Source organism: Pseudomonas spelaei (assembly GCF_009724245.1).
In the GTDB taxonomy this organism is placed as follows: domain Bacteria; phylum Pseudomonadota; class Gammaproteobacteria; order Pseudomonadales; family Pseudomonadaceae; genus Aquipseudomonas; species Aquipseudomonas spelaei.
The window spans coordinates 38,213-63,698 of the sequence record NZ_WNNK01000012.1 but is presented as its reverse complement, the minus strand read 5'-3'; the positions used below and the strand labels follow the sequence as shown (position 1 = coordinate 63,698).

The window sequence follows — 25,486 nt, the reverse complement described above, 5'->3', positions numbered from 1 at the left end:
ACACTGTCAGCTCAAACGTTTCACAGCCTGCAAGGTATAACTCAGCGGCAGACGCCAGGGTTTTTCATTCAGGCGCCACTCGCCATCATCCTGGGAGAAGGTCATCTGAGCGGGTATGGCTGGCCAGGGAACGCTTTGATGTTCGACCAGGCCAGTAATGTCCAGGCCATGGGCCAATAGTGCCGTGATGATTTCCCCAAGGCCGTGGTTCCACTGATGGGTGACCGAGGCCTTCAGCGGCTTATCGACTTCGGTTTCGACGTAGGTATTGGCATCGTCCCAGACCAAAGGTTCTTTGCGTTCGAAATACGGCAGCTCAATGCACAGCAGTGTTGCTTCGTTGGTTTCGTCGATCGACCACAGCATCGGATGGCCCTCGCGGATGAACAGACGGCCACCGGGCTTGAGCAGTTCGCTGACATTGCGCGCCCAAGTGTCGATATCGGGTAGCCAGCAGAGGGCGCCGATACCGGTGTACACCAGATCGAAGCTGTTTTTAGGCAGTGCTTGCGAAGCCTTGTACACATCGGATTCGACGAACTGGATGGTCGCACCGGCGCGTTTGCTCAGCTCCCGGGCCTGCTCCAGTGACGCGGGGGAAAAGTCCAGTCCAATGACGTCTGCGCCCTTACGGGCCAACGACAGGGTATCGGTACCGATATGGCATTGCAGATGCACTGTGCGCAAGCCCTTGATGTCACCCAGCAGCGGCAGATCGAAACGAACGACATCGGAAATATAGTCTGGATTGTCGACAAAACGCTGAGCCGCATAATCCTTTGAAGCCGCGTGCAGAGGCGCGCGCTCGTCCCAGTTGGCTTGGTTAAGGTGAAGGTAGTCGCTCATGGGGCGGGTTCCTGTCGGTCATTGCAAGGTGAACGGCAGGCTAGCGCAGAGAAATCAAACGGGTCTTTAGGAAATGTGTAAGCACACCTGCCATCCAAACCTGCGCGGTTTCGGTAGGGGCAATAACATCAACTTAAAAATATGTGGACACTGCCCTTGTCGCTCTTGGCACACAGTTCAGGCACCCGGACGGGCGCGGCTGTAGATCTTGTTGCCATCGTCGCCATAGGCCACGACCCTGCCTTCCTCGACCTTGAAGGCCTTGCCGAAGGTGTTCTGAAGCATGTCGGGCGGAACGGCGATTTTGTCAGTGACGAACTTGGAGCGGCCAAAGGCGCCGCCGATCTTCTCCTGGTAGAGAATGCCGGTAGCGGTATCACGCTTAACCGCGAAAAAGTTCTTAGCGTTCTTCGTCATGTCAGTGCGCATTTACAACAAGGTTGACTTGCAGAACCCGGCCAGCGCCGGGCTTCTTGTTTCTACGACATCCTTTTCACCCGCTATTCACAGGAAGGGGCGCAAATTGCCTCCCTACTCCTTTGCAGAATCCCTTTAGGCCCGTACGCGGGCCGTTTTTTTGCCTGCTCGCTCTCCATACCCTCAATTGGAGACGACGCGATGCCCTACCCTGAATACGCTGCGTCGACAAGGCACAGAGAGTCATCTATACCTATGTAAGAAGTGACAGCATTCTCGACCGTCTCGCTTCTGCAAAGTACTCCATTGCAGTCGCCCCTCCAGATTCCATGGTGAGGAAGACTGTCCGTGGTGCCGTACAGTCGGCGCGAAGTGCTCTCGCCGAACCAACTCTGACTGGAGACGGCACCTATGGCTATGATCATGAGCAAGGCAATCAGGCGGTTACTGACAGCCAATACCATCTTGCTATCAGGGTGCTTCAGCGACGGGGCGCCCCGACTTCTGGAGTCTGCGGAAAAGGAGCTGGGGACTGATGGGCCAATCACCATGCACTATCATTCGGCTGTTTATTACCCTGATGAGATTGCACTCCAAGGTGGTGGATATATAGTCGGAATTGAGAAAGGCGACCCCGATAACATTCTTCAGCCAGATGAGAATCTGACGTTCGAGCAGCCGAACAGTACAGATAAAACAGTCAGGGACCAGCAGGCCGCCGTTCACGAAGGCAAGATTATGTTTGTGTCGCATATCATTCGTAATCAGCCTCCTGGAAGCCCCGAAAGGAACTGCACCTTGTTCGATGCCTACTACCGGCCAGCCGTCACAGCTCCGCCGGTTCGTGACTGTACGGCCTTTCCTAAGCACCCTCCCAAGATTGCTTCAAAAGATGCATACAGTTCAGGCTGGAAGGGGATGGCCCTCCTGCAGCAGGCCTTGAGTGTCGATATCAAGTCCCATTCCTACACCCACATCATTGTCGTGGTCATGGGATGGAACACCGTACAAGAGGAAGCGATCAGGAACATCAACTCCATCATCAGAGGGATAAAACATGCCAGTGAAGGAACCCCAGGCGCCTTCAAACCACTCGTCATAGGTGTGACATGGCCAAGCCAGTGGAACAGCCCATGGCTTGATCCCATTTATAAACTGACAAGCTTCGGGACAAAGGCAAAAGACGCCGATGAAGTGGGATTGACCTGGTTAGGCGTCCTACTAGGAAACACCATTCCTCAAGCCAACACAGATCCAAAAGGAAGCTTGCCGGTCATAGCGATAGGACATAGCTTTGGGGCGCGAGCGGCGACCACGGCAGCTTGTGACGGGCCAGTAATATCTGATGGTTCGGGTTCTCGATCCTCGAAGCAAACGGTAGATTTGCTGATCAACTATCAGGGGGCTTTCTTGACAGATAGATTGCTGGATAAAGGCCCAGACGGGGCGCTGCGCGACAAATGCCCTCGTGCAAGGAGCATAGCCCTAACCTCCTCCAAGAACGATACTGCGGTCAAAAGAGCCCTCTGGGGCATCTATGCCGGCAGTGAAGAAAGTTTCCTAGAATACTGCTCAGTGCCATCCACGCTCATAAATTGCGTGAAAGCAAGTGCTACCGGGCAAACTACCCCGCCACCAACGTCCGGTAGAAGGGTGACCTACATCAATTCGGACGCCTTGATTACCTACAACGCGTTCTACACCGGAGGAGGAGCTCACAGTGATATTTATCGAGATGAGCAAGGCGTTCTATCATGGTCACTGATCAAGGCGCTTAGTGGTAAAAGCAGTTCATTACCTGCCGCAGTCGTTCAGCCATAGACGGCAAGGAAAATGTTTGAGCTCGAGCCAGAGTGACGTAAAGGGGCTCAACCGTAATCGTCACCATCGGTATGGGGAAATCGCCCGTTTTCAACAATCAGGAAATCCTCGGAAAGATCTCATTTCGTATGGTTCTTTCAGCTCCTCGTGAACACTCTCTAAGCCCGCTCTCCCCATCGCGGGCTTTTCTTTGCCTGCCATTACCTGGCCGAGACTCGCCTCACCCGATCTACAGGGCAACGACTATACGTGCCCACCTACAAGCCTCCTCTTCGTAAGTAGGAGTACAGGATGTTCAGTCACGTAACTGTTGGGACAAACAATATCGATATGGCCGCCGCTTTCTATGACGCGGTGCTGACCCCTCTGGGGCTGTGCCGTCGGGTTGTAACCCCTGATGGTGGACCGCCTTCGGCATGCTGGATTAAGCCAGATAGCGTTCTCCCTCGCTTTTATGTGTACAGCCCCTATGACCATAACGGCGCCGGAGCAGGGAATGGCAGCATGGTGGCTTTCACTGCACCATCTCCAAATGCGGTAGATGCAGCCTATGCGGCTGGACTTCTTGCTGGCGGATCTGATGAAGGTGAGCCTGGCCTACGCCCGCACTATGGTGATGGTTATTACGGTGCATACCTGCGTGATCCGGACGGCAACAAGGTACACATCGTTCATCGTGGAGATTTGCACCTGCCGTAACGAGTTCTGCCTCTTCTCTTATGTTCGACTCAAGCCCGCTAATGGTTGCGGCTTTAAAAAGTAAGGAAGCCCAATTCAATGTCCCGTATTCAGTCAATTTCTCTCATCGCATTGGCACTCGCCACCGCAACTCTCTCAGGATGCGTTACGCCCCCTACCTGGGTTAACAGAGGCCCAGTCGATCTGGATGTCTGGAATGGCCTGATGAACTGCTATACAGATGCCAATATCATCGACGGAGAAAGGATGGAGGGGACGATCTGCGCCACGCAGGAATCTGGTTTCTTCGGAGGCGGCGAACCTGAAGTTTATTTCGGACCATGGAATCGGAAATTCATGAAGGAGTACGCGAGCGCAGCCACGGCAGGGATAGCTCAGGACTGGAACGGTAAAAAAGTATTCTTGCAATGTGCCCCTACCCTCGCAACGGATAACAAAACAGTCACGACGCGCTTTTGCAAAGTAACCGTCAACGATCAGTTGCTGGTGAGTGCAACCGTAAAATACGTGAAGTAAAACAAGGCGCCTCAGTCCTTGCATGACTCATGGCAATCCAGTTCGCAAGCTCAGTAGCCGTGAACCGGGCTTGCTCACGACATCTCAGCCAAAGGATGCTGACCTAATGAAGTCAATGTTTACAGCTGCCGCTCTAATATCGGCGACGACTCTTATTACAGCCTGTCAGAGTGGGCCATACACCCCGCCGGAGCCAAAAGCAGACGTACCGACTACCAAAATGAGCGTTGGCAACTTCATTTCACCGAAAGCGTGTACGAGTGGCACCAATACGTTGAATGGCAAATTGATTGGAGCCAGCCTATGTATCCGATCGCAGAAATATGAAGTCTTCGGCGGTCCAGATATCACCCTGAGTTTCAATCGCGAGCTTGTTGCGGTCCTTACCCCTCAGGAAGCAGTTAAAGGGTTCACGGCTACCAAATACAGCATCACCGTTTCATTCAAGTGCGAAGAAATCCCCAAAAAAGACACCGACGATGGAAGCTCCTATCACTGCTCCTACGATGCCAGCAATCTTCCCTTGATCAGAGCGGATATCACATATCCGTAGGGTGATGACGACGACCGGTACATCGCCGAACTCATTACGCCTGAGCTTTCCGGGCCTCTACCTGCTCGGCCTGACCCAGGACTGTCCTACCCTGCTTCTCGAAACTCGACGACGCCCACATCACCCGGATGTCTGCATCCAGTAGATGGGCGTGGTCTTCGTTGTGAATGCTGCCGGTGTCGGCAAGGATCTCAGCTTGGAGCCATTCCCATACTTCGGGAGCCGGGGTTAGGCGAATGCCGAGGTCGGATAGGTCGGACAGCTCAAGCAGTGACGATGGAGGGTATGGCCTGCCCATGAATCACCTTGAGCTTGAAATAGTGGCGCATTGCCGGTATTCATGGCGACTTCAAAAAGTAAGGAAGCTAATACTCATGTCATTCGTCAAAGCCCGCTCACTCTTCGTATGCCTTTTGGGCGCTTCGTCGCTCACCGGATGCACCGTTGGCCCTCAAGCAACGTGGACCAACCTAGGCCCCGGTGGGATAGCAACCAAACGCAGCCAAATCGCCTGCTATACAGACGCAAACATCATCGACGGGAAGCGAGTGGAAGGCACATTGTGTGCGTTTCCTACGTCCGGATTCCTGAGCGATGGCGAGCCTACCGTAATCGCAAGAATGGGCTATGGGCAGCAATACACTTTGGAGTTCAGCAAGACGCTTGCGGGGTTTGAACTACCATTCGGCGATAAGAAGGGAGTTCTGAAATGCGATCCTATGAAGACTGAGCCAGGTAGGACAATGCCTGAGAGCTTTTGCACTCTCACAGTCAACGGCCAGAAATTGGTCAGCGCTAAGATACTTTTTGGTGGCATGTGACAGTCACCGGCGCCGCACTCACCTGCGGCACACCTTCTCCACCCTGAGTGCACTTACGTGCAAATACGGTTCTCAAGATCCACAGGATCGAATACATTGCCCGCCCCGCTAGCCAAAGGATGATGGCCATGAAAGCTTTCCTGCAAATCTTAGTTGTACTTTCTACCGCCCTACTCATGACTGCCTGCCAAAGTGGACCTCCGCCGCCGCCAACAGTCGAAGCTCCCATGCAGAAAATCGTTCTCGACAAATGGGTCCAGGTTCGCCTTTGCATCGATGGAAGCAACACCATTGATGGAAAGCTAATCAACAGTAGGCTGTGTGCCCAAACGCAGAAGTACGAGTTGTTCGGTGGCCCAGTGATCAAGTTAGCCGGTCAGCACGGATATGTTGGTTCTCCTTCGCCACAGGAAGCAATCAAGGGCTTTTCTGCTACGGATGACGGCATCACATACACACTCAAATGTGAACAGTTGCCCAAGGTAAGTGCCGAAGCTGGTGATTCTTTTCACTGCGCGTTCGATGGTAACAACCTCCCCTTGATCAGAGCGGATATCACATATCCGTAGGGTGATGACGACGACCGGTACATCGCCGAACTCATTACGCCTGAGCTTTCCGGGCCTCTAGGAGCGAGCGCATGGAGCAGGGATTGAAGGTCGTCGCGCTGGTCGTCTTGGTGTTATTCATTTCGTTTTGTGGATTCGTCAAGATCCGCCAGGCGCGGCAATGGAAGATAAACGTTGAAACTGATTTCAAAGCAGCGTTGGAGCGCATGCAAATCAATGCCTACGATCTGCTCACGAATCGGAGTCAAGCACCTAGCAGGCAGCGACCGGCCGAGGTCTATCGAATTTTGCGCGACCAACAAGGCCGGTACTTCCTGTACCTGTACTCAGTTTCAAGTCCGGGTGTACTCCAACCGCTCTCAGAGGATCACGCTCTATTGGCAGTCAAAATGAATGGCTAGCTGCGCTTTCACCTACAACATGCCTATACCCTTCCCCGCCATCGAGCAGCACATCAATCAGCTTCTGCTCACCCAGGCGCATCGCACCCAGACACTGCAGGTCGTCGCACTTGGGGCCGAGGCCAAACACTGTGACCTCACCTTTCGGACCGATCAGCGTCAAGACACCCACGGTGCATTCCGGATGCTCTCCAGCATCTAAGTCATCAGCAATCTTGCGCAGGGTCTTTGCAGCGTCTCGCCAGTACTCACGTTTGGACGAGGTTCGAGGCTGTGAAGTACGGCGATTTTGGCAACTGCCGGACGTGCAAGATCTGCCGCATTAGCCACGGCAACCACCGGGGCGTCGATACCTACCACGAAACCCATCGCCCGGGCGGCTGGAACAAGATCACCAAACCCTGACCCACCTTCTGCCGCCCAGCGCGGCAAGGACACCACATGTACGCAACGAAACTCACCTTGATCCTGCTGGGCGCTTTGCTGTACCTGCTCGGAACCGTAGTCGGGTTCGTCGTGGGCATACCTGCCCTGTTCAAGTCTGGTAGCACACAAGAAATCATTGCCGCCTTTGCCGGCATCATCACCTGGGTGCTGATCACCTTCGGTTTCATCATCCACATCATCAAGACAGCGCGGCCCAGTGCGGGCGGCGGGAGGTAGCTATGCAGGCTGAAATACTGTCGGACGAAGAGCTTGCCGACCTCACCGGCTACAAGCGTCGATGTGATCAGCGCAAATGGCTCAAGGATCGCAACTGGGTGTACGTCGAGAGCCGTGGCGGCCGGCCGCTGGTGGGCAGGATGTTCGCCCGCATGAAGCTGGGCATGGTCAACGCCACAATTGCAGATCCGAACCCGCCGCCGGCGCGACCGGCTTGGACACCAGATTTTTCCAGAGTGAACTGATATGCGCCCCCGCAACATAGAAAACAGAGATTTGCCACCTGGCGTTGTAAGACGCAAGCGCAAAAGCGGCAAAGTTTGGGTCGGCTACTACTACCGCGACTCGACAGGCAAAGAGATCGCGCTCGGAAGTGATCTGAGCAAAGCGAGACTGAAGTGGGCCGAACTGGAGGCCAAGGAAAAACCAGTCGACCTGACCACAATGAACGGGATCTTCGACCGGTACGAGCACGACGTAATCCCGAAAAAGGGTGAGCGCACCCAGAAGGACAACCTGGCGGAGCTCAAACAGCTTCGACCCACGTTTGACGGAGCGCCCATCGATTCGATAACCCCTGCCAACATTGCAGGCTATCGCGATGCACGGTCAGCCAAAGTCAGGGCAAACAGGGAAATCGCCCTGCTTTCTCACGTGTTCAATATGGCGCGGGAATGGGGGCTTACCGAGCGGGAGAACCCATGCCAAGGCATCAGGAAGAACAAAGAGACGCCGCCTGACTATTACGCAAACGCGGTGGTGTGGGATGCGGTCTACGGGATGGCAGAGCCTGAACTCCGGGAAGCTATGGATCTTGGCTATTTGACCGGTCAGCGGCCCGCTGACGTGATCATCATGCGCAGCGACGATACCGAGGGCGACTACTTCCTGGTGACGCAAGGCAAGACCGGACTAAAGCTCAGGATCTTGATGCGCACCGAGGTCGGGGAAAACAGCCTGGGGCAACTTATCAGGGAGATTTCAGAAAGGAATGCACACCACCCTTCCAAATATCTGCTTATCAACAAGCATGGGAAGCGGATGACAAAGGGAATGTTGCGCTTGCGTTGGGACAAGGCAAGGGAGAAGGCGCAGCAGAAGGCAATCGAACAGGGCGACCCAATGCTGGCTGCGAAGATTGGAGGGTTTCAATTCCGTGACATCCGACCAAAGGCGGCCTCAGAAATCGTCGACATTGGCGATGCAAGCCTGCTGCTTGGCCACAGCAAACAGGAGATCACAAAGAGGGTTTACCGAAGGATTGGCGCGACTGCCAAACCCTCAAAATAGGAAAAGTTTCGGAACTCATGCTTTTGCCACTCCCCTCCAGGCCGAACCCCAGAAACGCGAAAGCCCCGCATTAACGGGGCTTTCGTGTAAATCTTGGCGGGAAACCAGGGATTCGAACCCTGGAGACGCTATTAACGTCCGCCGGTTTTCAAGACCGGTGCATTCAACCACTCTGCCAATTTCCCTTGTGCAGCACAGGATTATAGTAGTCCATCCTGTCTCAGCGGGCGCCATAATACCCGAATGAAACACACTGTCAAACTCTCGCCATCGCTTGTTACAGAGCGTCTGTTATGATCTTTGCGACTGAACGTTTCAAAACTGAAGGAGTGTCGCCATGCGCGAACAGAATTACGCAGTGAATGGCAACGCGCAGGCTGAGCAGCTAGAAGTTAGCCGCGTCCTGCGCAATACGTACGGCTTGCTCGCTCTTACCCTCGCATTCAGCGGCGTGATGGCCTACGTTGCCCAGCAAATGCGCGTCGGCTACCCGAATATCTTTGTCGTGCTGATCGGCTTCTACGGTCTGTTTTTCCTGACCAACAAGCTGCGTGACTCGGCCTGGGGCCTGGTATCGGCGTTTGCCTTGACCGGTTTCATGGGTTTCCTGCTGGGCCCTATCCTTAACCGTTACCTGGGCATGCAGGGCGGCGCTGAAGTGGTCAGCTCGGCGTTTGCCATGACCGCGCTGGTGTTTGGTGGCCTGTCGGCTTACGTGCTGATCACCCGCAAGGACATGAGCTTCCTCGGTGGTTTCATCACCGCTGGTTTCTTCGTGTTGCTGGCAGCGGTAGTGGCCGGGATGTTCTTCCAGATCAGTGGCCTGCAACTGGCGATCAGCGCAGGTTTTGTGCTGTTTTCCTCGGTCTGCATCCTGTTCCAGACCAGTGCGATCATCCACGGCGGTGAGCGTAACTACATCATGGCAACCATCAGCCTGTATGTATCGATCTACAACCTGTTCATCAGCTTGTTGCAGATCTTCGGCATCATGAGCCGCGACGACTGATCGCAGCCTTATGCAAAAAGCCCGCTTCGGCGGGCTTTTTGTTGTCTGCGGCTTTATCATTAGCCCAGGTTTGCCCACAGAGTGTTCCATGAAGTTCGCGATTGCGCTTTTCTCCGCCGCCCATGTGCCCTCCTCGCGCCGCGCCCTGCTGTTCGCCCAGGCGGCGCTGGCCGGCGGGCATGAGATTGTGCGGCTGTTTTTTTATCAGGATGGCGTCTACAGCGCGTCCAGTAACATTGTTGCGCCGCAGGACGAGCAGGATATCGCCAGCCAATGGCGTGCCTTTGTCAGCCAGCATCATCTCGATGGTGTGGTGTGCATTGCCGCAGCCTTGCGCCGTGGGGTATTGAATGCCGAAGAGGCTACGCGCTATCAGCGCAGTGCCGTAAACCTGGACGCGCCCTGGGCGCTGTCGGGCCTTGGGCAATTGCACGACGCCGCCCAGGCCGCTGACCGCTTGATCTGCTTTGGAGGGCCATGACATGTCGAAATCCTTGCTGGTGATCAGCCGCCAGGCACCGTGGTCCGGGCCCAGTGCACGGGAGGCGCTGGATATCGTGCTGGCCGGCGGTGCATTCGATTTGCCCATTGGCCTGCTGTTTCTGGATGACGGGGTGTTTCAATTGGCAACGAGCCAGGATGCCAAGGCCGTTCAGCAAAAGGACCTCAGCGCTAACCTGCAAGCGCTGTCATTATTTGGTATCGACGATGTATTTGCCTGCCGTCATAGCCTCAACGAGCGTGGGCTTGTATCACCCACCAGTGCGCAACCGCTGAGCAGCAAGCAGATCAGCGAGATGATTGACCGTTACGACCAGGTGATAACCCTCTGATGTCGACTTTGCATGTGGTCTCCCACTCCCCCTTTACCGATAGCCGGCTGGACAGCTGCCTGCGCCTCTGTGGCGCGCAGGACGCGATCCTGCTGTGCGGTGACGGCGCTTACGCCCTGCAAGCTGCCAGCGTGCCTTTCCAGGCCCTGCAGGCCAAAGGACTGAAGGTGTTTGTCCTCTCAGAAGACAGCCAGGCCCGCAATATGCCGGTGCCCGCCTGGGCCGACAGCGTCGATTACCCGGCCTTCGTCCAGTTGTCGATCGACTATGACAAGGTCAATACGTGGCTATGAACACCCTGACCATAGGCGAGCGCACCCTTGAACTGGACAAGGACGGTTACCTCATCGACTTGAGCGACTGGTCCACCGACGTGGCCAATGCCCTGGCCGCCGCCGAAGCCATGGAGTTGACCTCCGAGCACTGGGAAATCCTTGAGTTGCTGCGCGGTTTCTACGACGAGTTCCAACTGTCACCCGCCACCCGTCCGCTGATCAAGTACACCGCCTTGAAGCTGGGCCCGGAAAAGGGCAACAGCCTGCACCTCAACCGACTGTTCAAAGGCACTCCCGCCAAACTCGCCGCCAAGTTGGCGGGCCTGCCCAGACCGACGAATTGCTTATGACCGACTTTGCCCCGTTGATCACCGAAACACCTGCCGAGCATCCGTTTGCCCCCTTCGTGCGCATCCTCGGCAAAGGCAAGCGCGGCGCCCGCAGCCTGACCCGTGAGGAAGCCCGGGAAGCCATGGGCATGCTGCTCGATGAAAAGGTCGAAGACACCCAACTCGGGGCGTTCCTGATGTTGTTGCGGCACAAAGAGGAAAGCCCGGAAGAACTCGCCGGTTTCACCGAAGCCGTGCGCGAACGCTTGAATGCACCATCGCTCAACGTTGATGTTGATTGGCCTACTTACGCCGGTAAAAAACGCCACCTGCCGTGGTACCTGCTGGCGGCCAAATGCCTGGCACAAAACGGCGTGCGCATTTTGATGCACGGCGGTGGAGCGCATACAGCAGGCCGACTCTACACCGAGCAGTTGCTGGAAGGCTTGCAGATACCGTTGTGCCGCAACTGGCAGCAAGTCGAGTCAGCGCTTGAACAGGGCAACCTGGCATTTATTCCGCTAGGGGATTGGGCGCCGCAACTGCAGCGCATGATCGACCTGCGCAACACCCTGGGCCTACGTTCGCCGATCCACTCCCTGGCGCGTATCCTCAATCCTTTGAACGCCCGTTGTGGCCTGCAAAGTATCTTCCACCCCGGCTACCAGGGCGTGCACCGTGACGCCAGCGGCTTGCTCGGCGACAACGCCATTGTGATCAAGGGCGACGGCGGCGAGATCGAGATAAACCCCGACACCATCAGTCACTTGTATGGCACCACCGGCGGCGAAAGCTGGGATGAAGAGTGGCCCGCCCTCTCCACCCAACGCCACGTCAAGCCCGCCGCACTCGACCCCGAGCACTTGAAAGCGCTGTGGCGCGGCGACGCAGAGGACAGCTACCCGCAACTGGCGCTGATTGCCACCATGGCCCTGGCCTTGCGCGGCCTTGGCCACCCGCGGGAACAAGCGTTCGAACTCGCCCAGCAATACTGGGACGCCCGGAACAAATCGATTTAGTCGATCATTAACCCCCAGCCTTTGCGCTTTTTGTTCGAACCCAGACCTTTAGACTGGACTCCAACGCTTATTAGCCAAGGAGTCAGTCATGGGTTTGCTGATCGAAGGACGCTGGCATGACCAGTGGTACGAAAGTAGCGCAGATGGCGCCTTCCAACGTGAACAGGCGCAACGTCGCAACTGGGTCACTGCCGATGGCCAGCCCGGCCCCACCGGTGAAGGCGGCTTCGCTGCCGAGGCCGGGCGCTACCATTTGTACGTTTCCCTCGCCTGCCCCTGGGCCCATCGCACCCTGATTCTGCGCAAGCTCAAGGGGCTGGAAAGCCTGATCGATGTGTCCGTGGTCAGTTGGTTGATGCTGGAGAACGGCTGGACCTTCGACAAGGCCCACGGCTCTACCGGCGACACGCTTGATGACTTCACCTACATGCACCAGCGCTACACTGCCGACACCGCTACCTATACCGGACGCGTCACGGTGCCGGTACTGTGGGACAAGAAGTTGAAGCGGATTGTCAGCAATGAATCGGCGGAGATCATCCGCATGTTCAACAGTGCGTTCGACGAGCTGACTGGCAACACGCTGGACTTCTATCCTGAAGCCCTGCGCTCAGCCATTGATGCCCTGAATGACCGGATTTACCCGGCCGTAAACAACGGCGTCTACCGCGCAGGCTTTTCCACCTCGCAAAAGGCTTATGAAGCAGCGTTTGATGATGTATTCGCCGAACTGGATCATCTGGAACAGCACTTGGGCGCCCATCGTTACCTGGCAGGCGAGTACCTGACTGAAGCCGATATACGGCTGTTCACCACGATGATTCGTTTTGATGCGGTGTATTACAGCCACTTCAAATGCAACCTGCGGCGGGTTGTCGACTACCCGAACCTGTCGAGCTGGCTGCGGGAGTTGTACCAATGGCCGGGGATTGCCGAGACGGTGGATTTTGCTCACATCAAGGGGCACTACTACGCCAGCCACAGGACGATTAATCCGACGGGGATTGTGCCGAAAGGGCCGTTGCAGACGTTTGATGCGGGGCATGATCGGGCGAGGTTAAGCGGAAAAGGCGTGTGGGCCAGATCGAAATAATGCGCTGAATTTGAGGAGCCCGGCTCCCACACTGATGAGTGCAAGGCCGGGCAACGCATTATCAGACCTGCGACTGAGCGCCTTCAAACCACTTCAATTTCTCACGCAATTGCACCACTTCCCCTACGATCACTAGTGTCGGTGCATGAACCTCATGCTCCGCCACCAGTTGCGGCAGGTTGGCCAAGGTGCCCGTGAAGACCCGCTGGTTCGACGTAGTGCCTTGCTGAATCAATGCTGCCGGCGTATCTGCCGAGCGACCATGCTGGATCAGTTGCTCACAGATAATCGGCAAGCCGATCAGGCCCATATAGAACACCAAGGTCTGTGACGGCCCTACCAGATCACTCCAGGGCAGGTCCGAAGTCCCGTCCTTTAAATGCCCGGTAATAAAGCGTACCGACTGCGCATAATCGCGATGGGTCAGCGGGATACCGGCATAGGCTGCACAACCACTGGCCGCCGTAATGCCTGGCACGACCTGGAACGGGATGCCATGGGCCGCCAGCTCTTCGATCTCTTCGCCGCCACGGCCAAAGATGAACGGGTCGCCACCCTTGAGTCGCAGCACGCGCTTGCCTTGCTTGGCCAGGTCCACCAGTTGCTGGTTGATCTGGTCCTGAGGCAGCGCGTGGTCCGCACGACGCTTGCCGACATACACCCGCTCGGCATCACGGCGGCACAATTCAAGAATGGCGGGCGCCACCAGGCGGTCATACAGCACCACATCGGCCTGCTGCATCAAGCGCAAGGCACGGAAGGTCAGCAGGTCCGGATCACCGGGGCCAGCGCCCACCAGATAGACTTCACCCGGCGCATGAGGCGGCGCGCCATTGATTTTTTCCACTAGCAAGCGTTCGGCTTCATTGCCTTGCCCAGCCAGTTGCCGATCGGCAATCGGGCCTTGAAAGACGTCTTCCCAGAATGCACGACGCTGCTGTACATCCGGGAACAGGCTTTTGACCTGAGTACGAAAGCGCGCCGCCAGCCCGGCCAGTTGGCCATAGGTCGACGGCACCCAGGTTTCCAGCTTGGCCCGGATCAACCGCGCCAGCACCGGCGCATCGCCGCCACTGGACACCGCAATCACCAATGGCGAACGGTCGACAATCGCCGGGAAGATCACGCTGCACAGCGCCGGCGCATCCACCACATTGACGGGTACACAACGACGCCGGGCATCACTGGACACTTGCGCGTTCAATGGCTCGTCATCGGTGGCCGCGATGATCAGGGTGCAACCCTCAAGGTCAGCCTCCTGATAACCGCGCAAAATCAGTTCACCGCCACTGCCCAGCACCAATTCACGCAACTGGTCTTCGATCTGGGGAGCAACCACCCGCAACACCGCACCGGCGTCGGCCAGCAGCCGGGATTTGCGCAAGGCAATCTCCCCGCCACCGACGACCAACACACGACTGCCGCGCAGGTTATGAAACAGCGGCAGAAATTCCATTTAGCCGATGACCTCAACGCCCGCCATGTAAGGCTTGAGCACGTCAGGTACACGGATCGAACCGTCGGCCTGCTGGTAGTTTTCCAACACGGCCACCAGGGTCCGGCCTACAGCCAGGCCCGAACCGTTGAGGGTGTGGACCAGCTCAGGCTTGCCGGTTTCCGGGTTACGGAAACGCGCCTGCATACGACGGGCCTGGAAGTCGCCGCAGTTGGAGCACGACGAAATCTCACGGTATTTGTCCTGGCTCGGCACCCACACTTCCAGGTCGTAAGTCTTCACGGCGCTGAAACCCATGTCGCCGGTGCACAGCGCCAGAACGCGGTACGGCAACTCGAGCAATTGCAGGACGCGTTCGGCGTTGGCGGTCAGGCCTTCCAGCGCTTCCATGGAGGTGGACGGCTCGACAACCTGCACCATCTCGACCTTGTCGAACTGGTGCTGGCGGATCATGCCGCGGGTATCGCGGCCCGATGCGCCGGCTTCACTGCGAAAGCACGGCGAATGGGCAACAAACTTGATCGGCAGTTGCTTGGCGTCGAGGATTTCCCCAGCCACGATGTTGGTCAGCGACACTTCGGCAGTCGGGATCAGGTACAGATCGGCTTCGCCATCGCGGCTGATCTTGAACAGGTCTTCCTCGAACTTCGGCAGTTGGCTGGTGCCCATCAGCGCGGGAGCCTGAACCAGGTACGGGGTGTAAGCCTCTTCGTAGCCGTGTTCGCCTGTATGCAGGTTGATCATGAACTGCGCCAAGGCACGGTGCATACGCGCGATCGGACCGCGCAGCAAGGCAAAGCGTGCACCGGACATTTTGGCGGCTGTTTCAAAATCCAGGCCACCGGTCAATTCACCCAGGGCGACGTGGTCCTTGATCTCGAAATCGAAGGCTTTTGGCGTGCCCCAGCGACGGACTTCGACGTTGCCCTCTTCGTCTTCGCCGATCGGCACAGATTCGTGCGGCAGGTTCGGGATACCCAGCAGGATCGAATCCAGTTCGGTCTGGATCGCGTCCAGATCGACTTTACCGGAGGCCAACTCACCGGCCATGCGCTCAACGTCCGCCATCAGCGGCGCGATGTCTTCACCGCGCTGCTTGGCTTGACCGATGGATTTGGAACGCGCATTACGCTCAGCCTGCAGTGCTTCGGTGCGGGTCTGGACGGTCTTGCGCTGTTCTTCCAGCGCTTCGATGCGCGCAACATCCAAGGCAAAGCCACGGGATGCCAGGCGGTCCGCTACGTCCTGAAGGTTGCTACGTAACAGTTTGGAATCGAGCATGTCGGTCTCTCGTTTATCAAAGTTTGGTCAAGGACAGGCCAGCCCAGGTGGCGAGCAGCCCGCCGAACACGCTGATGGCCAGGTACCCGAAGGCGACCGGTGCCTGCCCGCTTTCCAGCAAGCGCAACGTATCCAGTGAAAAGGATGAAAAGGTCGTCAGACCGCCTACAAAGCCGACAATCAAGCCGGCGCGAATTTCAATCGGCACTTCCGGGCGCACCAGAAACCACCCGTACAACAAGCCGATGATCAAACAGCCCACCAGATTGACCGCCAACGTCGCCGCATAAAAATGCCGCGGCCAGTTGGCGCTGACCCACGTACTGGTGGCGAAACGCAATAATGTACCAGCGATGCCGGCCACGGACACGGCAAGAATCGTTCTGAGCACTACTTTCTCCGCTGTTTCGGGCTGAGCCGGTCAAGTTGGGCCAGATGGTTGAGTTTTTCACCGATCTTCAACTCCAGGCCACGGGGCACCGGTTGGTAGAAAGGTTGCGGCTCAAGCTCATCGGGAAAATAGTCTTCGCCGGCGGCGTAGGCATCCGGCTCATCGTGGGCGTAACGGTATTCGTCGCCATAACCCAGCTGTTTCATCAGCTTGGTCGGCGCATTGCGCAGGTGCAGCGGCACTTCCAGGGAACCGTGCTCGGCGGCAGCGCGCAAGGCGGACTTGAAGCCCATGTATACCGCGTTGCTTTTCGGCGCGCAGGCCAGGTAGGTGATGGCTTGGGCCACCGCCAACTCGCCTTCCGGGCTGCCCAGGCGTTCCTGCACTTCCCAGGCTGCCAGGCATAGGCTCAGGGCACGCGGGTCGGCGTTGCCAATGTCTTCGCTGGCCATGCGCACCACGCGCCGGGCGAGGTACAACGGGTCGCAACCGCCATCGATCATCCGGGCAAACCAGTACAGCGCACCGTCCGGGTTGGAGCCGCGCACCGATTTGTGCAACGCAGAAATCTGGTCGTAAAAGGCTTCGCCACCCTTGTCGAAGCGGCGGCGGGTATCGCCCAGCAGGCTTTGCAGCAGGTCGACGCCGATTTCGCTGCCATCCTCAGCCAGATCGGAAGCGTTTTCCAACAGGTTGAGGAAACGTCGCCCATCACCGTCGGCAGCCGTCAGGAGAATCTTGAAGCCTTCCTCACTGACCGTCAGTTGCCGCTTGCCCAGGCCCTTTTCCTCGGTCAGCGCCCGCTGCAGCAGCTTCTGCATCGCCGCTTCGTCGAGGCTTTTAAGCACATAAACCCGCGCCCGCGACAGCAACGCGTTGTTCAGCTCAAAGGAAGGGTTCTCGGTGGTAGCACCGATAAAGATCAGCGTGCCGTCTTCGACATACGGTAAAAACGCATCCTGCTGCGACTTGTTGAAGCGATGCACTTCGTCGACGAACAGGATGGTGCGCTTGCCGTATTGCCCGGCCTGCTGCTTGGCCACGTCCACCGCCTGGCGAATCTCCTTGACCCCGGCCAGTACCGCAGAGACTGTTTCGAAGTGCGCGTCCGAGACTTTCGCCAGCAGCCGGGCCAGGGTGGTTTTACCCACGCCCGGCGGCCCCCAGAAAATCATCGAGTGCAGGGCACCCTGCTCCAGGGCTTCGCGCAAGGGCTTGCCGCGAGCGAGCAGGTGTTCCTGCCCGACGTACTCATCCAGGTTGGTCGAGCGCAGGCGCGCCGCCAAAGGCTGAGCAATCGGGTCACTTCGAAACAAGTCCATGGGCAGCGTTTGAAACCTCTAAACAGTTTATTCCTGGATCACGTCGGCACCCTTGGGGATGTCGAACTTGAACTTGGACGCGGCGACAGGCTGGTTGGCCTTGACCCCGGTGAACAGGATGTTGGTGCGCTGGCCGACGCTGTCGATCAACTGCATGTCATTGATCACGCCATTACGGAACGACAGGCGCAGGCTGTCGAACAGCGTGTCTTTGGTGGTCGGCTTGAGGGTAAAGTCGATCACGCCGCTGGCTTGCTTGGACGTAATGTCAAAGCTCTTGCTGATCTGCGACACATCGCCGGACAACAGCAAGGCCGGCGTCTGGCTCAGGCGCGGATCAAGCTTCTTGATGGTGGCCTGTTCCAGGTCCGGGTCCCACAAGGTGACTTTCTGGCCGTCGGAAACGATGGTCTGGTCGTTTGGCGCGTCGGTTTTCCAATAGAAAAGCCCTGGACGCTGCACAGCCATCTCGCCGGCGGTTTCCTGCAACCGGGTACCACCACCATCCAGGGTCAGTTGGGAAAAGCGCGCAGTGATGGTCTTGGATTGTTCCAGCAGGTTGGTCAGGCTCGCCACGGAGGCAGGGTCTGCCTGAGCCGAAAGAGCGGTCAGGGCCAGTGCCGGTAACAACAGCATGCGGATAAGACGCATGGGAGTCCTCATAGATTCGTGTGGAAGGCGTACCGCGTGTTGCCACGCGGCACGTATCAGTCGCGCATCGGCCCTGGCGCGATGACTTCGCGCGAGCCGTTGGTGTTCATGGACGTCACCACCCCGGCCATTTCCATGGCTTCAATCATACGGGCGGCGCGGTTGTAGCCAATCTTCAGTTTGCGCTGCACCGCGGAGATAGAGGCACGCCGACTTTCCAGGACGAACTGTACCGCTTCGTCATAAAGTGCGTCGGTTTCCGCATCATCGTCACCTCCGCCACTGCCGCCATCGAAGCCGCTACCGGCCTCTTCGACGCCAGCGAGGATGTCGTCGTTGTATTCCGGTGCGCCGCGCAGTTTCCAGGCTTCCACCACACGGTGTACTTCATCATCGGACACAAAGGCGCCGTGAACCCGAATCGGCAAGCTGGTGCCCGGCGGCATGTAAAGCATGTCACCGTGGCCCAACAGCTGTTCGGCGCCACCCTGGTCGATGATGGTCCGCGAGTCGATCTTGCTCGATACCTGGAACGCCATACGGGTCGGGATGTTGGCTTTGATCAGGCCGGTGATCACATCCACCGACGGACGCTGGGTGGCGAGAATCAAGTGGATACCGGCCGCACGCGCCTTCTGGGCGATACGCGCGATCAGCTCTTCAACCTTCTTGCCGACGATCATCATCATGTCGGCAAATTCGTCGACCACCACCACGATGGTCGGCAGCTTGGTCAGCAGCGGCGCTTCGTCGTGAATGCTTTCGCGCTTGTACAGCGGATCGGTCAGCGGCGTACCGGCGTCCTGGGCTTCCTTGACCTTGGCGTTGAAGCCGGAGAGGTTACGCACGCCCATCTTCGCCATCAGCTTGTAGCGTCGCTCCATCTCGGCAACGCTCCAGCGCAAAGCGTTGGCAGCGTCCTTCATGTCAGTCACTACCGGGCACAGCAGGTGCGGAATACCTTCGTAGATCGATAATTCAAGCATTTTCGGGTCGATCATGATCAGCTTGGCGTCTTCCGGGCCAGATTTGAACAGGATCGACAGGATCATCGCGTTCACGCCCACCGACTTACCGGAGCCCGTGGTACCGGCCACCAGCAAGTGAGGCATTTTCGCCAAGTCGGTGATCACCGGCTTGCCGCCGATGTCATGACCCAAGGCCAACGTGACCGGCGATTTGAAATTGTCATATTCCGGGGTCGACAGCACTTCGGAGAAACGCACGATCTGCCGGTCTTCGTTAGGAATCTCGATACCGACGGTGGTCTTGCCGGGAATCACTTCCACCACCCGCACACTGGTCACGGCCAGGGAGCGCGCCAAATCCTTGGCCAGGTTGGAAATGCGGCTGACCTTGACGCCGGCTGCCGGCTGGATTTCGTAACGGGTAATCACCGGGCCCGGGTGGATCGAGTCCACCGAGACCTCGACCCCGAACTCCTTGAGTTTGATTTCCAGCAAGTGGCCGACAGCCGCCAGGGACTCAGGGGAATAGTTGAGTTGCTTCTTTTCGGCCGGATCGAGAATCGAGATCGGCGGCAAGGTGCCTTCCACCGCACTGTCGACAAACAGCGGTGCCTGCTTCTCTTTCTGCACGCGTTTGCTTTGCTCTGGCGCCTTGGTTGGCGCGGGGGCAATCACCGGCGGGACTTGTTTCTCGCGGTCGGACATGTGTTTGGTCAGGGCCTGCTCGCGCTCGATCAGGCGCTCCTTGACCTTGGCCTGCTCACGGCGATCCGGCGTGCTCGGCGCCACCACTTCGTTGACACGGGTGTCGACCTCACGCAGCTGCGCAACCATGCGCTTGCGATCAACACGGGCCGACCACCAACGGTTGGCGGCACCCTGGAACAGTTCAAACAGGTCGAGCGTGATCTTGCCGGTCACGTCCATGACCTTGAACCAGGACAAGTCCGTAAACACCGTCAGGCCGAACAGAAACAAGGCGATGAACATCAGGGTGCTGCCCTGGATATTCAGGGTCCTGCGGGCCAGATCACCCAGGCTTTCACCCAAAGCCCCACCCGCACCCGCCGGCAAACCGGTAGGTGCATGAAAGTGGATATGCGCCAGGGCCGCGCCCGACAACACCAGGAACACCAGGCCGATCAGCCGCCAGGAAAACAGCCAGCCGCTCCACTGCCATGGCTCATGGCGCTGGCGGAAGATCTGCCAGGTCTTGATGGCCAACAGCAACGGGAAGATATAGGCGAAGTAACCCAGGACCATGAACAGGATATCGGCGCTGTAGGAACCGGCAGGACCGCCGAAGTTCTGCACATCTTCGATCTTGCTGTTGTGGCTCCAGCCCGGATCATCCTTGCCGTAGGTCAGCAAGGCCATCATCAGGAACAGGCACAAAGCGCCGATGGCGATCAGTGCACCCTCCTTGAGCCGGTAGTGCAAGTGCTGGCGCCAGGCCGGAACTACTACTGTTTTAGGTGTTGCGGCGGATTTCTTCAAAACGAGTCTTTTCCTGCGCCTTTAGCGCGTCCATCTGTTGAATGACTACAAAACACTGCCCAATCCGAGCAGGTAAAAAATGAACAAGTGTCGATGAAACTACTTTTAACACTCTGTGACTGATTCATGAAACGGCGATAACACCTGAATCGCCGCATTGTACGGGTTTGTGTGCCCGTTGCCACGCCGTAAGCCTGCGTAGTACAGCATAGCCAAAGGCCTATTGCCTCGCGCTCAATTTGAGCATGCATTGTCTTTGCTGACAAAGGCTTATGAGCTGTTTTTATCAATCCAGGCTAGCTTGACGACAACCGGACGTTCCCTGAGCCCGATTACGACCATGCTCCTGCGATAGAGTTGCAGAACGACCCATTGATGTTCGGGCTAGCCCCGAGGCGTTTCGTCGACAATAATCACTGCTCTTGAGATGGGCTTTACACCTGTCACTCCCCTCCCCTTCCGTAAGCCTGGATGCCATGCTGACCTGGTTGCAACGCAACACTCTGACTTTCCCGCCGCTGACAAAAGCCATGCGTGAACCCAACGGCCTGCTCGCCGCCGGTGGCGATCTGTCGGCCGACCGACTGATCCAGGCCTATCGCCACGGCTGCTTCCCCTGGTTTTCGGAAGGCCAGCCGATTCTCTGGTGGTCTCCGGACCCGCGCACGGTTCTGTTCCCCGCCGAGCTGCATGTTTCCCGCAGCCTGGGCAAGCTTTTGCGCCAGCAACGCTACGAGGTGACCTTCGACCAGGACTTCGCCGCTGTCATCCAGGCCTGCGCCGCGCCCCGCAGCTACGCCGATGGCACCTGGATCACCGACGCCATGCAAAGTGCCTATCTGCAACTGCATCAACGGGGTTATGCCCACTCGGTGGAAGTCTGGGACCAGGGTACGTTGGTGGGCGGGCTCTACGGCCTGGCCATGGGCCAGTTGTTTTTTGGCGAATCGATGTTCAGTCGCGCCGACAACGCGTCGAAATTCGGCTTCGCGACACTGGTCAGGCAACTGCAGGCCTGGGGTTTTGTGCTGATCGACTGCCAGATGCCCACCGACCATCTGCACAGCCTCGGCGCCCGCGCCATACCCCGCAGCGACTTCGCAGGTTTCCTGCGCGACCATCTGGACCAACCCAGCGCCGCACCGTGGGTTTCCTAGGCGACTTCCTCGCACCTGGCTTACACTTATTTCAAAGCTTATCCGAGGGTTGATCATGACCGAGCTGGCGCGTTTGAAGTTTTATGCCACTCAACCCCACTCTTGCAGCTATCTGCCCGATGAGCAGGCCACCACGCTGTTCCTCGATCCCAGCCAGCCAATGGACGTGCATGTGTATGCCGATTTATCGGAAATGGGTTTTCGACGCAGTGGCGACCATCTCTACCGGCCTCATTGCCAGAACTGCAACGCTTGCGTGCCAGCGCGCATCCCCGTGGCGCAGTTCCTGCCTGACCGCAATCAGAAGCGCATTCTCAAACGCAATGCCGATTTGACGGTGACACCGGCAAAACCCGGCTTCAGTGAAGAGTATTTCGATCTCTACCAGCGCTATATCGAACAACGCCATGCCGACGGCGATATGTTTCCACCCAGCCGCGACCAGTTTTCCACCTTCCTGGTACGCGACCTGCCGTTCTCGCGCTTCTACGAGTTTCGCCTCGAGGGACGACTGCTGGCAGTCGCCGTCACCGACTTGCTGCCCAACGGCTTGTCAGCGGTGTACACCTTTTACGAGCCCGCCGAAGAACGCCGCAGCCTGGGACGCTTTGCGATCCTCTGGCAAATCGGCGAAGCCATACGGCTGGAACTGGAGGCGGTGTACCTCGGATATTGGATCAAGAACTGCAAAAAGATGAACTACAAGACCCAATATCGGCCCATTGAGCTGCTGATTAATCAAAGATGGGTCACCTTGAACTAGAACCCCTTGGCTTAAACTCCATTTTTCGGGCACAATGCACGCCGCTTTTGCCTGGCGCAGTTGCACCGGGCCATTCATTGGATACCGAGGGCTTTACTGCATGTCGAAAGAAGACAGCTTCGAAATGGAAGGCACTGTCGTCGACACCCTGCCCAACACCATGTTTCGCGTGGAGTTGGAAAATGGGCACGTCGTAACCGCGCATATCTCCGGCAAGATGCGCAAGAACTACATTCGTATTCTTACCGGTGACAAAGTGCGCGTCGAGCTGACGCCCTATGACTTGAGCAAAGGGCGCATCACTTACCGCGCTCGTTAAGCAAGTCAATACAAAACGCCCGGTTATGCCGGGCGTTTTTGTTTGGGCGCTATTTTGATGAGGCGCCACAAAACAAATGTGGGAGCTGGCTTGCCTGCGATAGCGACCGGTCAGGCAAAGATGCATTGCTTGATACGCCGCCATCGCAGGCAAGCCAGCTCCCACATTTGTCCCCTACTGCCTGGTTGACCGCGTTTTGACCAGACAGCAAAAAGGCGCCTCTCGGCGCCTTTTTGCTGTGTTGCAGTCAGCTATCAGGCCATTTCAGCCGTGGTTTCGAAGTCGAAGGTCAGCTCGCCATCCTTCAGATCGATATGCACCACGCCACCATGGTCGGACAGTTCGCCAAAGAGGATCTCCTCAGCCAGCGGACGCTTGATCTTGTCCTGGATCAGGCGAGCCATCGGCCGTGCGCCCATCGCAGCGTCGTAGCCACCCTCTGCCAGCCAGCCGCGCGCCGCCTCCGTCACTTCCAGCTGCACGCGCTTGTCTTCCAACTGCGCCTGAAGCTCGGTAAGGAACTTGTCCACCACGCTTTTGATGACCTCATGACTGAGGCGACCAAACTGGATAATGGTGTCCAGACGGTTACGGAATTCCGGCGTAAAGCTCTTCTTGATCACTTCCATGGCGTCGGAAGAGTGATCCTGATGAGTAAAGCCAATGGAAGCCCGCGCGGCCGTTTCGGCACCGGCGTTGGTGGTCATGATCACGATCACGTTGCGGAAATCCGCCTTGCGCCCGTTGTTGTCGGTCAGGGTCCCGTGGTCCATCACCTGCAGCAGCAGGTTAAAGACTTCCGGGTGAGCCTTCTCGATTTCATCGAGCAGCAGTACGCAATGCGGTTGCTTGGTGATCGCCTCGGTCAACAGGCCGCCCTGGTCGAAACCGACATAGCCCGGAGGCGCACCGATCAGGCGCGACACCGTGTGACGCTCCATGTACTCGGACATGTCGAAACGCACCAGCTCGATGCCCATGGCCTTGGCCAACTGCCGCGCCGCTTCGGTCTTGCCGACACCGGTAGGCCCTGCGAACAGGAACGAACCGACTGGCTTGTCCGGCGACTTGAGGCCAGCCCTGGACAATTTGATCGCGGTTGACAACGAATCGATGGCCGCATCCTGACCAAACACGGTCAGCTTGAGGTCACGCTCCAGGTTACGCAGCAGCTCCTTGTCGGAACTGGTGACGTGTTTTGGCGGAATCCGCGCGATTTTCGCCACGATGTCCTCGACCTGAGGCACGTCGATGCGTTTCACACGTTTCTCTACCGGCTGCAGGCGCTGGTAGGCCCCTGCTTCGTCGATCACGTCGATGGCCTTGTCCGGCATGTGCCGGTCATTGATATAGCGCGACGCCAGCTCGGCAGCAGCCCGCAAGGCCTCATCGGTGTATTCGATGCCATGGTGCGCCTCGAAACGACCCTTGAGCCCGCGCAGGATGCCGATGGTGTCTTCCACCGAAGGCTCGGACACGTCAACTTTCTGGAAGCGCCGCGCCAGCGCGCGGTCTTTCTCGAAGATCCCGCGAAATTCCTGGAACGTGGTCGAACCGATGCAACGGATATCACCCGACGACAACAGAGGCTTGAGCAGATTGGAGGCATCCATCACCCCACCCGAAGCCGCACCGGCACCGATGATGGTATGAATCTCATCGATAAACAGGATCGCCTGCGGGCGTTTCTTCAGCTCGCCAAGCAACGCCTTGAAGCGTTTCTCGAAGTCGCCACGGTATTTGGTACCGGCCAGCAAGGCACCGAGATCAAGGGAGTAGACGACACTGTTGGCCAGCAGGTCCGGCACCTGGTTATCGACGATGCGCTTGGCCAGGCCTTCGGCAATCGCGGTTTTACCCACGCCTGCCTCGCCCACCAGCAGCGGGTTGTTCTTGCGACGACGAGCCAGGATCTGTGCCACGCGCTCGACTTCAAGCTCACGCCCTACCAGCGGATCGATCCGCCCCTGGCGTGCCAGTTCGTTGAGATTGCTGGCATAGGCATCCAGCGGGTTGCTTGAAGAAGAAGACTCACCGCCCTCGTCATCCTGCATATCCTGCTCACCCTCGGAATGATCGCCGTGCCCTGGCACTTTCGAGATACCGTGGGCGATGTAGTTGACGACATCAATACGGGCAACGCTCTGCTGCTTGAGCAGGAACACCGCCTGGCTTTCCTGCTCGCTGAAGATCGCAACGAGTACGTTGGCGCCCGTGACTTCGCGCTTGCCGGAGCTCTGTACGTGAAAGACAGCACGCTGCAGTACCCGCTGGAAGCCCAGGGTTGGCTGGGTTTCGCGGTCCTCATCATGGACGGGGATCAATGGCGTGGTGGAGTCGATAAACTCCTGCAGATCATGCTTGAGCTTTTCAAGGTTGGCGCCGCACGCACGTAACACGGTGGCGGCAGCTTCGTTATCCAAAAGTGCCAGCAGCAGGTGTTCGACGGTCATGAATTCATGACGCTTCGAACGGGCCTCCTTGAAGGCAAGATTGAGGGTGACTTCGAGCTCGCGGTTTAACATAG

At 57.6% G+C, this 25,486-nt stretch carries 30 protein-coding genes and 1 tRNA gene; 19 read left to right on the top strand and 12 right to left on the bottom strand.

From position 1 onward, the window contains the following. Positions 1–6: 6 nt before the first annotated feature. Both GNF76_RS15525 and GNF76_RS15520 read right to left on the bottom strand, forming a co-directional pair. On the bottom strand, positions 7–846 hold the full coding sequence (locus GNF76_RS15525; RefSeq protein ID WP_155584027.1) for a class I SAM-dependent methyltransferase: 840 nt from the start codon (positions 844–846) through the stop codon (positions 7–9). A gap of 177 nt (positions 847–1,023) precedes the next feature. After that, positions 1,024–1,263, bottom strand: a complete 240-nt coding sequence (locus tag GNF76_RS15520) for a DUF6651 domain-containing protein (protein ID WP_155584026.1) — start codon at positions 1,261–1,263, stop codon at positions 1,024–1,026. 411 nt (positions 1,264–1,674) lie between these two features. On the opposite strand from GNF76_RS15520, the gene GNF76_RS15515 reads away from it, so the two are divergent. The 4 genes from GNF76_RS15515 (at position 1,675) to GNF76_RS15500 (ending at position 4,852) form a co-directional block, all read left to right on the top strand. Continuing rightward, entirely contained in the window at positions 1,675–3,084 is a 1,410-nt protein-coding gene (locus GNF76_RS15515) for an alpha/beta hydrolase family protein (RefSeq protein WP_155584025.1), read from the top strand. A gap of 291 nt (positions 3,085–3,375) precedes the next feature. Then, complete coding sequence (locus GNF76_RS15510; protein WP_155584024.1) at positions 3,376–3,783, top strand: VOC family protein; 408 nt, start codon at positions 3,376–3,378, stop codon at positions 3,781–3,783. A gap of 78 nt (positions 3,784–3,861) precedes the next feature. Beyond that, entirely contained in the window at positions 3,862–4,299 is a 438-nt protein-coding gene (locus GNF76_RS15505; RefSeq protein ID WP_155584023.1) for a hypothetical protein, read from the top strand. A gap of 106 nt (positions 4,300–4,405) precedes the next feature. Next, the gene (locus GNF76_RS15500) at positions 4,406–4,852 is read left to right on the top strand and encodes an LptM family lipoprotein (protein WP_155584022.1); all 447 of its coding nucleotides are present in this window, start codon (positions 4,406–4,408) and stop codon (positions 4,850–4,852) included. Between the two features lie 34 nt (positions 4,853–4,886). Here the strand turns inward: GNF76_RS15500 and GNF76_RS29575 are convergent, their stop codons facing one another. Next, entirely contained in the window at positions 4,887–5,150 is a 264-nt protein-coding gene (locus GNF76_RS29575) for a putative metallopeptidase (RefSeq protein ID WP_246211918.1), read from the bottom strand. Between the two features lie 651 nt (positions 5,151–5,801). Between GNF76_RS29575 and GNF76_RS15495 the strand changes: the two genes are divergently transcribed. Both GNF76_RS15495 and GNF76_RS15490 read left to right on the top strand, forming a co-directional pair. Continuing rightward, positions 5,802–6,242: a hypothetical protein gene (locus tag GNF76_RS15495; protein WP_155584021.1), complete on the top strand. Its 441-nt coding sequence runs from the start codon at positions 5,802–5,804 to the stop codon at positions 6,240–6,242. Positions 6,243–6,313: 71 nt separating this feature from the next. After that, complete coding sequence (locus GNF76_RS15490; protein ID WP_155584020.1) at positions 6,314–6,643, top strand: hypothetical protein; 330 nt, start codon at positions 6,314–6,316, stop codon at positions 6,641–6,643. Here GNF76_RS15490 and GNF76_RS29570 read toward each other — a convergent pair. Further along, positions 6,627–6,866, bottom strand: a complete 240-nt coding sequence (locus tag GNF76_RS29570) for a hypothetical protein (protein ID WP_246211926.1) — start codon at positions 6,864–6,866, stop codon at positions 6,627–6,629. The two genes, GNF76_RS15490 and GNF76_RS29570, sit on opposite strands and share 17 nt — an antisense overlap. A gap of 218 nt (positions 6,867–7,084) precedes the next feature. Here GNF76_RS29570 and GNF76_RS15480 point away from each other — a divergent pair, with 218 nt between their 5' ends. Genes GNF76_RS15480 through GNF76_RS15470 form a run of 3 tightly spaced genes read left to right on the top strand, consistent with a single transcriptional unit; the run spans position 7,085 to position 8,596 of the window. After that, a complete protein-coding gene (locus GNF76_RS15480; protein WP_155584018.1) occupies positions 7,085–7,306 on the top strand; it encodes a hypothetical protein in 222 nt (73 codons plus the stop codon). Positions 7,307–7,308: 2 nt separating this feature from the next. After that, positions 7,309–7,551, top strand: coding sequence for a DUF4224 domain-containing protein (locus GNF76_RS15475; protein WP_155584017.1), 243 nt, complete (start codon positions 7,309–7,311; stop codon positions 7,549–7,551). Position 7,552: 1 nt separating this feature from the next. After that, complete coding sequence (locus GNF76_RS15470; RefSeq protein WP_155584016.1) at positions 7,553–8,596, top strand: tyrosine-type recombinase/integrase; 1,044 nt, start codon at positions 7,553–7,555, stop codon at positions 8,594–8,596. A gap of 94 nt (positions 8,597–8,690) precedes the next feature. Here GNF76_RS15470 and GNF76_RS15465 read toward each other — a convergent pair. Next, positions 8,691–8,781, bottom strand: a tRNA-Ser gene (locus GNF76_RS15465). Positions 8,782–8,933: 152 nt separating this feature from the next. Between GNF76_RS15465 and GNF76_RS15460 the strand changes: the two genes are divergently transcribed. From GNF76_RS15460 to GNF76_RS15430, 7 genes are all read left to right on the top strand, one after another. Next, entirely contained in the window at positions 8,934–9,605 is a 672-nt protein-coding gene (locus tag GNF76_RS15460) for a Bax inhibitor-1/YccA family protein (RefSeq protein ID WP_155584015.1), read from the top strand. An 88-nt stretch (positions 9,606–9,693) separates the two neighbouring features. After that, positions 9,694–10,086 (top strand): sulfurtransferase complex subunit TusD, encoded by a 393-nt coding sequence (gene tusD / locus GNF76_RS15455; RefSeq protein ID WP_155584014.1) that lies wholly within the window; start codon positions 9,694–9,696, stop codon positions 10,084–10,086. A gap of 1 nt (position 10,087) precedes the next feature. Beyond that, entirely contained in the window at positions 10,088–10,438 is a 351-nt protein-coding gene (tusC, locus tag GNF76_RS15450; protein ID WP_155584013.1) for a sulfurtransferase complex subunit TusC, read from the top strand. Continuing rightward, complete coding sequence (gene tusB / locus GNF76_RS15445) at positions 10,438–10,731, top strand: sulfurtransferase complex subunit TusB (protein WP_155584012.1); 294 nt, start codon at positions 10,438–10,440, stop codon at positions 10,729–10,731. Before tusC ends, tusB begins: the two co-directional genes overlap by 1 nt. Next, entirely contained in the window at positions 10,728–11,063 is a 336-nt protein-coding gene (locus GNF76_RS15440) for a TusE/DsrC/DsvC family sulfur relay protein (RefSeq protein ID WP_155584011.1), read from the top strand. Before tusB ends, GNF76_RS15440 begins: the two co-directional genes overlap by 4 nt. 14 nt (positions 11,064–11,077) lie before the next feature. Continuing rightward, entirely contained in the window at positions 11,078–12,061 is a 984-nt protein-coding gene (locus GNF76_RS15435) for a glycosyl transferase family protein (protein ID WP_178123361.1), read from the top strand. Positions 12,062–12,149: 88 nt separating this feature from the next. Next, a complete protein-coding gene (locus GNF76_RS15430; protein ID WP_155584009.1) occupies positions 12,150–13,154 on the top strand; it encodes a glutathione S-transferase family protein in 1,005 nt (334 codons plus the stop codon). Between the two features lie 61 nt (positions 13,155–13,215). Here GNF76_RS15430 and cysG read toward each other — a convergent pair whose 3' ends face one another. From cysG to ftsK, 6 genes are read right to left on the bottom strand one after another with little or no spacing between them, the layout of a single operon-like run. Continuing rightward, positions 13,216–14,610, bottom strand: coding sequence for a siroheme synthase CysG (gene cysG / locus GNF76_RS15425; RefSeq protein ID WP_155584008.1), 1,395 nt, complete (start codon positions 14,608–14,610; stop codon positions 13,216–13,218). Then, the gene (gene serS / locus GNF76_RS15420; protein WP_155584007.1) at positions 14,611–15,891 is read right to left on the bottom strand and encodes a serine--tRNA ligase; all 1,281 of its coding nucleotides are present in this window, start codon (positions 15,889–15,891) and stop codon (positions 14,611–14,613) included. A gap of 16 nt (positions 15,892–15,907) precedes the next feature. Beyond that, positions 15,908–16,282 carry a fluoride efflux transporter CrcB gene (crcB, locus tag GNF76_RS15415; RefSeq protein WP_169354137.1) on the bottom strand — a complete coding sequence of 125 codons (375 nt, stop codon included), beginning with the start codon at positions 16,280–16,282 and terminating at the stop codon, positions 15,908–15,910. Beyond that, positions 16,282–17,604 carry a replication-associated recombination protein A gene (locus GNF76_RS15410; protein WP_155584006.1) on the bottom strand — a complete coding sequence of 441 codons (1,323 nt, stop codon included), beginning with the start codon at positions 17,602–17,604 and terminating at the stop codon, positions 16,282–16,284. Before GNF76_RS15410 ends, crcB begins: the two co-directional genes overlap by 1 nt. A 27-nt stretch (positions 17,605–17,631) precedes the next feature. Further along, positions 17,632–18,255 (bottom strand): outer membrane lipoprotein periplasmic chaperone LolA, encoded by a 624-nt coding sequence (gene lolA, locus GNF76_RS15405; protein ID WP_155584005.1) that lies wholly within the window; start codon positions 18,253–18,255, stop codon positions 17,632–17,634. A 56-nt stretch (positions 18,256–18,311) separates the two neighbouring features. Continuing rightward, the gene (ftsK, locus tag GNF76_RS15400; RefSeq protein WP_155584004.1) at positions 18,312–20,720 is read right to left on the bottom strand and encodes a DNA translocase FtsK; all 2,409 of its coding nucleotides are present in this window, start codon (positions 20,718–20,720) and stop codon (positions 18,312–18,314) included. Between the two features lie 476 nt (positions 20,721–21,196). On the opposite strand from ftsK, the gene aat reads away from it, so the two are divergent. The 3 genes from aat (at position 21,197) to infA (ending at position 22,959) form a co-directional block, all read left to right on the top strand. Then, complete coding sequence (gene aat, locus GNF76_RS15395; protein WP_155584003.1) at positions 21,197–21,877, top strand: leucyl/phenylalanyl-tRNA--protein transferase; 681 nt, start codon at positions 21,197–21,199, stop codon at positions 21,875–21,877. 55 nt (positions 21,878–21,932) lie between these two features. Beyond that, complete coding sequence (locus tag GNF76_RS15390) at positions 21,933–22,640, top strand: arginyltransferase (RefSeq protein WP_155584002.1); 708 nt, start codon at positions 21,933–21,935, stop codon at positions 22,638–22,640. A gap of 100 nt (positions 22,641–22,740) precedes the next feature. Next, positions 22,741–22,959, top strand: a complete 219-nt coding sequence (gene infA / locus GNF76_RS15385) for a translation initiation factor IF-1 (RefSeq protein ID WP_002553999.1) — start codon at positions 22,741–22,743, stop codon at positions 22,957–22,959. A 254-nt stretch (positions 22,960–23,213) separates the two neighbouring features. Here the strand turns inward: infA and clpA are convergent, their stop codons facing one another. After that, the gene (gene clpA / locus GNF76_RS15380; protein ID WP_155584001.1) at positions 23,214–25,484 is read right to left on the bottom strand and encodes an ATP-dependent Clp protease ATP-binding subunit ClpA; all 2,271 of its coding nucleotides are present in this window, start codon (positions 25,482–25,484) and stop codon (positions 23,214–23,216) included. Positions 25,485–25,486: the final 2 nt, after the last annotated feature.

Coding starts and splice junctions, on each gene's coding strand:
- GNF76_RS15525 (WP_155584027.1), bottom strand. CDS start 846: ATGAGCGACTACCTTCACCTTAACCAAGCCAACTGGGACGAGCGCGCG.
- GNF76_RS15520 (WP_155584026.1), bottom strand. CDS start 1,263: ATGACGAAGAACGCTAAGAACTTTTTCGCGGTTAAGCGTGATACCGCT.
- GNF76_RS15515 (WP_155584025.1), top strand. CDS start 1,675: ATGGCTATGATCATGAGCAAGGCAATCAGGCGGTTACTGACAGCCAAT.
- GNF76_RS15510 (WP_155584024.1), top strand. CDS start 3,376: ATGTTCAGTCACGTAACTGTTGGGACAAACAATATCGATATGGCCGCC.
- GNF76_RS15505 (WP_155584023.1), top strand. CDS start 3,862: ATGTCCCGTATTCAGTCAATTTCTCTCATCGCATTGGCACTCGCCACC.
- GNF76_RS15500 (WP_155584022.1), top strand. CDS start 4,406: ATGAAGTCAATGTTTACAGCTGCCGCTCTAATATCGGCGACGACTCTT.
- GNF76_RS29575 (WP_246211918.1), bottom strand. CDS start 5,150: ATGGGCAGGCCATACCCTCCATCGTCACTGCTTGAGCTGTCCGACCTA.
- GNF76_RS15495 (WP_155584021.1), top strand. CDS start 5,802: ATGAAAGCTTTCCTGCAAATCTTAGTTGTACTTTCTACCGCCCTACTC.
- GNF76_RS15490 (WP_155584020.1), top strand. CDS start 6,314: ATGGAGCAGGGATTGAAGGTCGTCGCGCTGGTCGTCTTGGTGTTATTC.
- GNF76_RS15480 (WP_155584018.1), top strand. CDS start 7,085: ATGTACGCAACGAAACTCACCTTGATCCTGCTGGGCGCTTTGCTGTAC.
- GNF76_RS15475 (WP_155584017.1), top strand. CDS start 7,309: ATGCAGGCTGAAATACTGTCGGACGAAGAGCTTGCCGACCTCACCGGC.
- GNF76_RS15470 (WP_155584016.1), top strand. CDS start 7,553: ATGCGCCCCCGCAACATAGAAAACAGAGATTTGCCACCTGGCGTTGTA.
- GNF76_RS15460 (WP_155584015.1), top strand. CDS start 8,934: ATGCGCGAACAGAATTACGCAGTGAATGGCAACGCGCAGGCTGAGCAG.
- tusD (WP_155584014.1), top strand. CDS start 9,694: ATGAAGTTCGCGATTGCGCTTTTCTCCGCCGCCCATGTGCCCTCCTCG.
- tusC (WP_155584013.1), top strand. CDS start 10,088: ATGTCGAAATCCTTGCTGGTGATCAGCCGCCAGGCACCGTGGTCCGGG.
- tusB (WP_155584012.1), top strand. CDS start 10,438: ATGTCGACTTTGCATGTGGTCTCCCACTCCCCCTTTACCGATAGCCGG.
- GNF76_RS15440 (WP_155584011.1), top strand. CDS start 10,728: ATGAACACCCTGACCATAGGCGAGCGCACCCTTGAACTGGACAAGGAC.
- GNF76_RS15430 (WP_155584009.1), top strand. CDS start 12,150: ATGGGTTTGCTGATCGAAGGACGCTGGCATGACCAGTGGTACGAAAGT.
- cysG (WP_155584008.1), bottom strand. CDS start 14,610: ATGGAATTTCTGCCGCTGTTTCATAACCTGCGCGGCAGTCGTGTGTTG.
- serS (WP_155584007.1), bottom strand. CDS start 15,891: ATGCTCGATTCCAAACTGTTACGTAGCAACCTTCAGGACGTAGCGGAC.
- GNF76_RS15410 (WP_155584006.1), bottom strand. CDS start 17,604: ATGGACTTGTTTCGAAGTGACCCGATTGCTCAGCCTTTGGCGGCGCGC.
- lolA (WP_155584005.1), bottom strand. CDS start 18,255: ATGCGTCTTATCCGCATGCTGTTGTTACCGGCACTGGCCCTGACCGCT.
- aat (WP_155584003.1), top strand. CDS start 21,197: ATGCTGACCTGGTTGCAACGCAACACTCTGACTTTCCCGCCGCTGACA.
- GNF76_RS15390 (WP_155584002.1), top strand. CDS start 21,933: ATGACCGAGCTGGCGCGTTTGAAGTTTTATGCCACTCAACCCCACTCT.
- infA (WP_002553999.1), top strand. CDS start 22,741: ATGTCGAAAGAAGACAGCTTCGAAATGGAAGGCACTGTCGTCGACACC.
- clpA (WP_155584001.1), bottom strand. CDS start 25,484: ATGTTAAACCGCGAGCTCGAAGTCACCCTCAATCTTGCCTTCAAGGAG.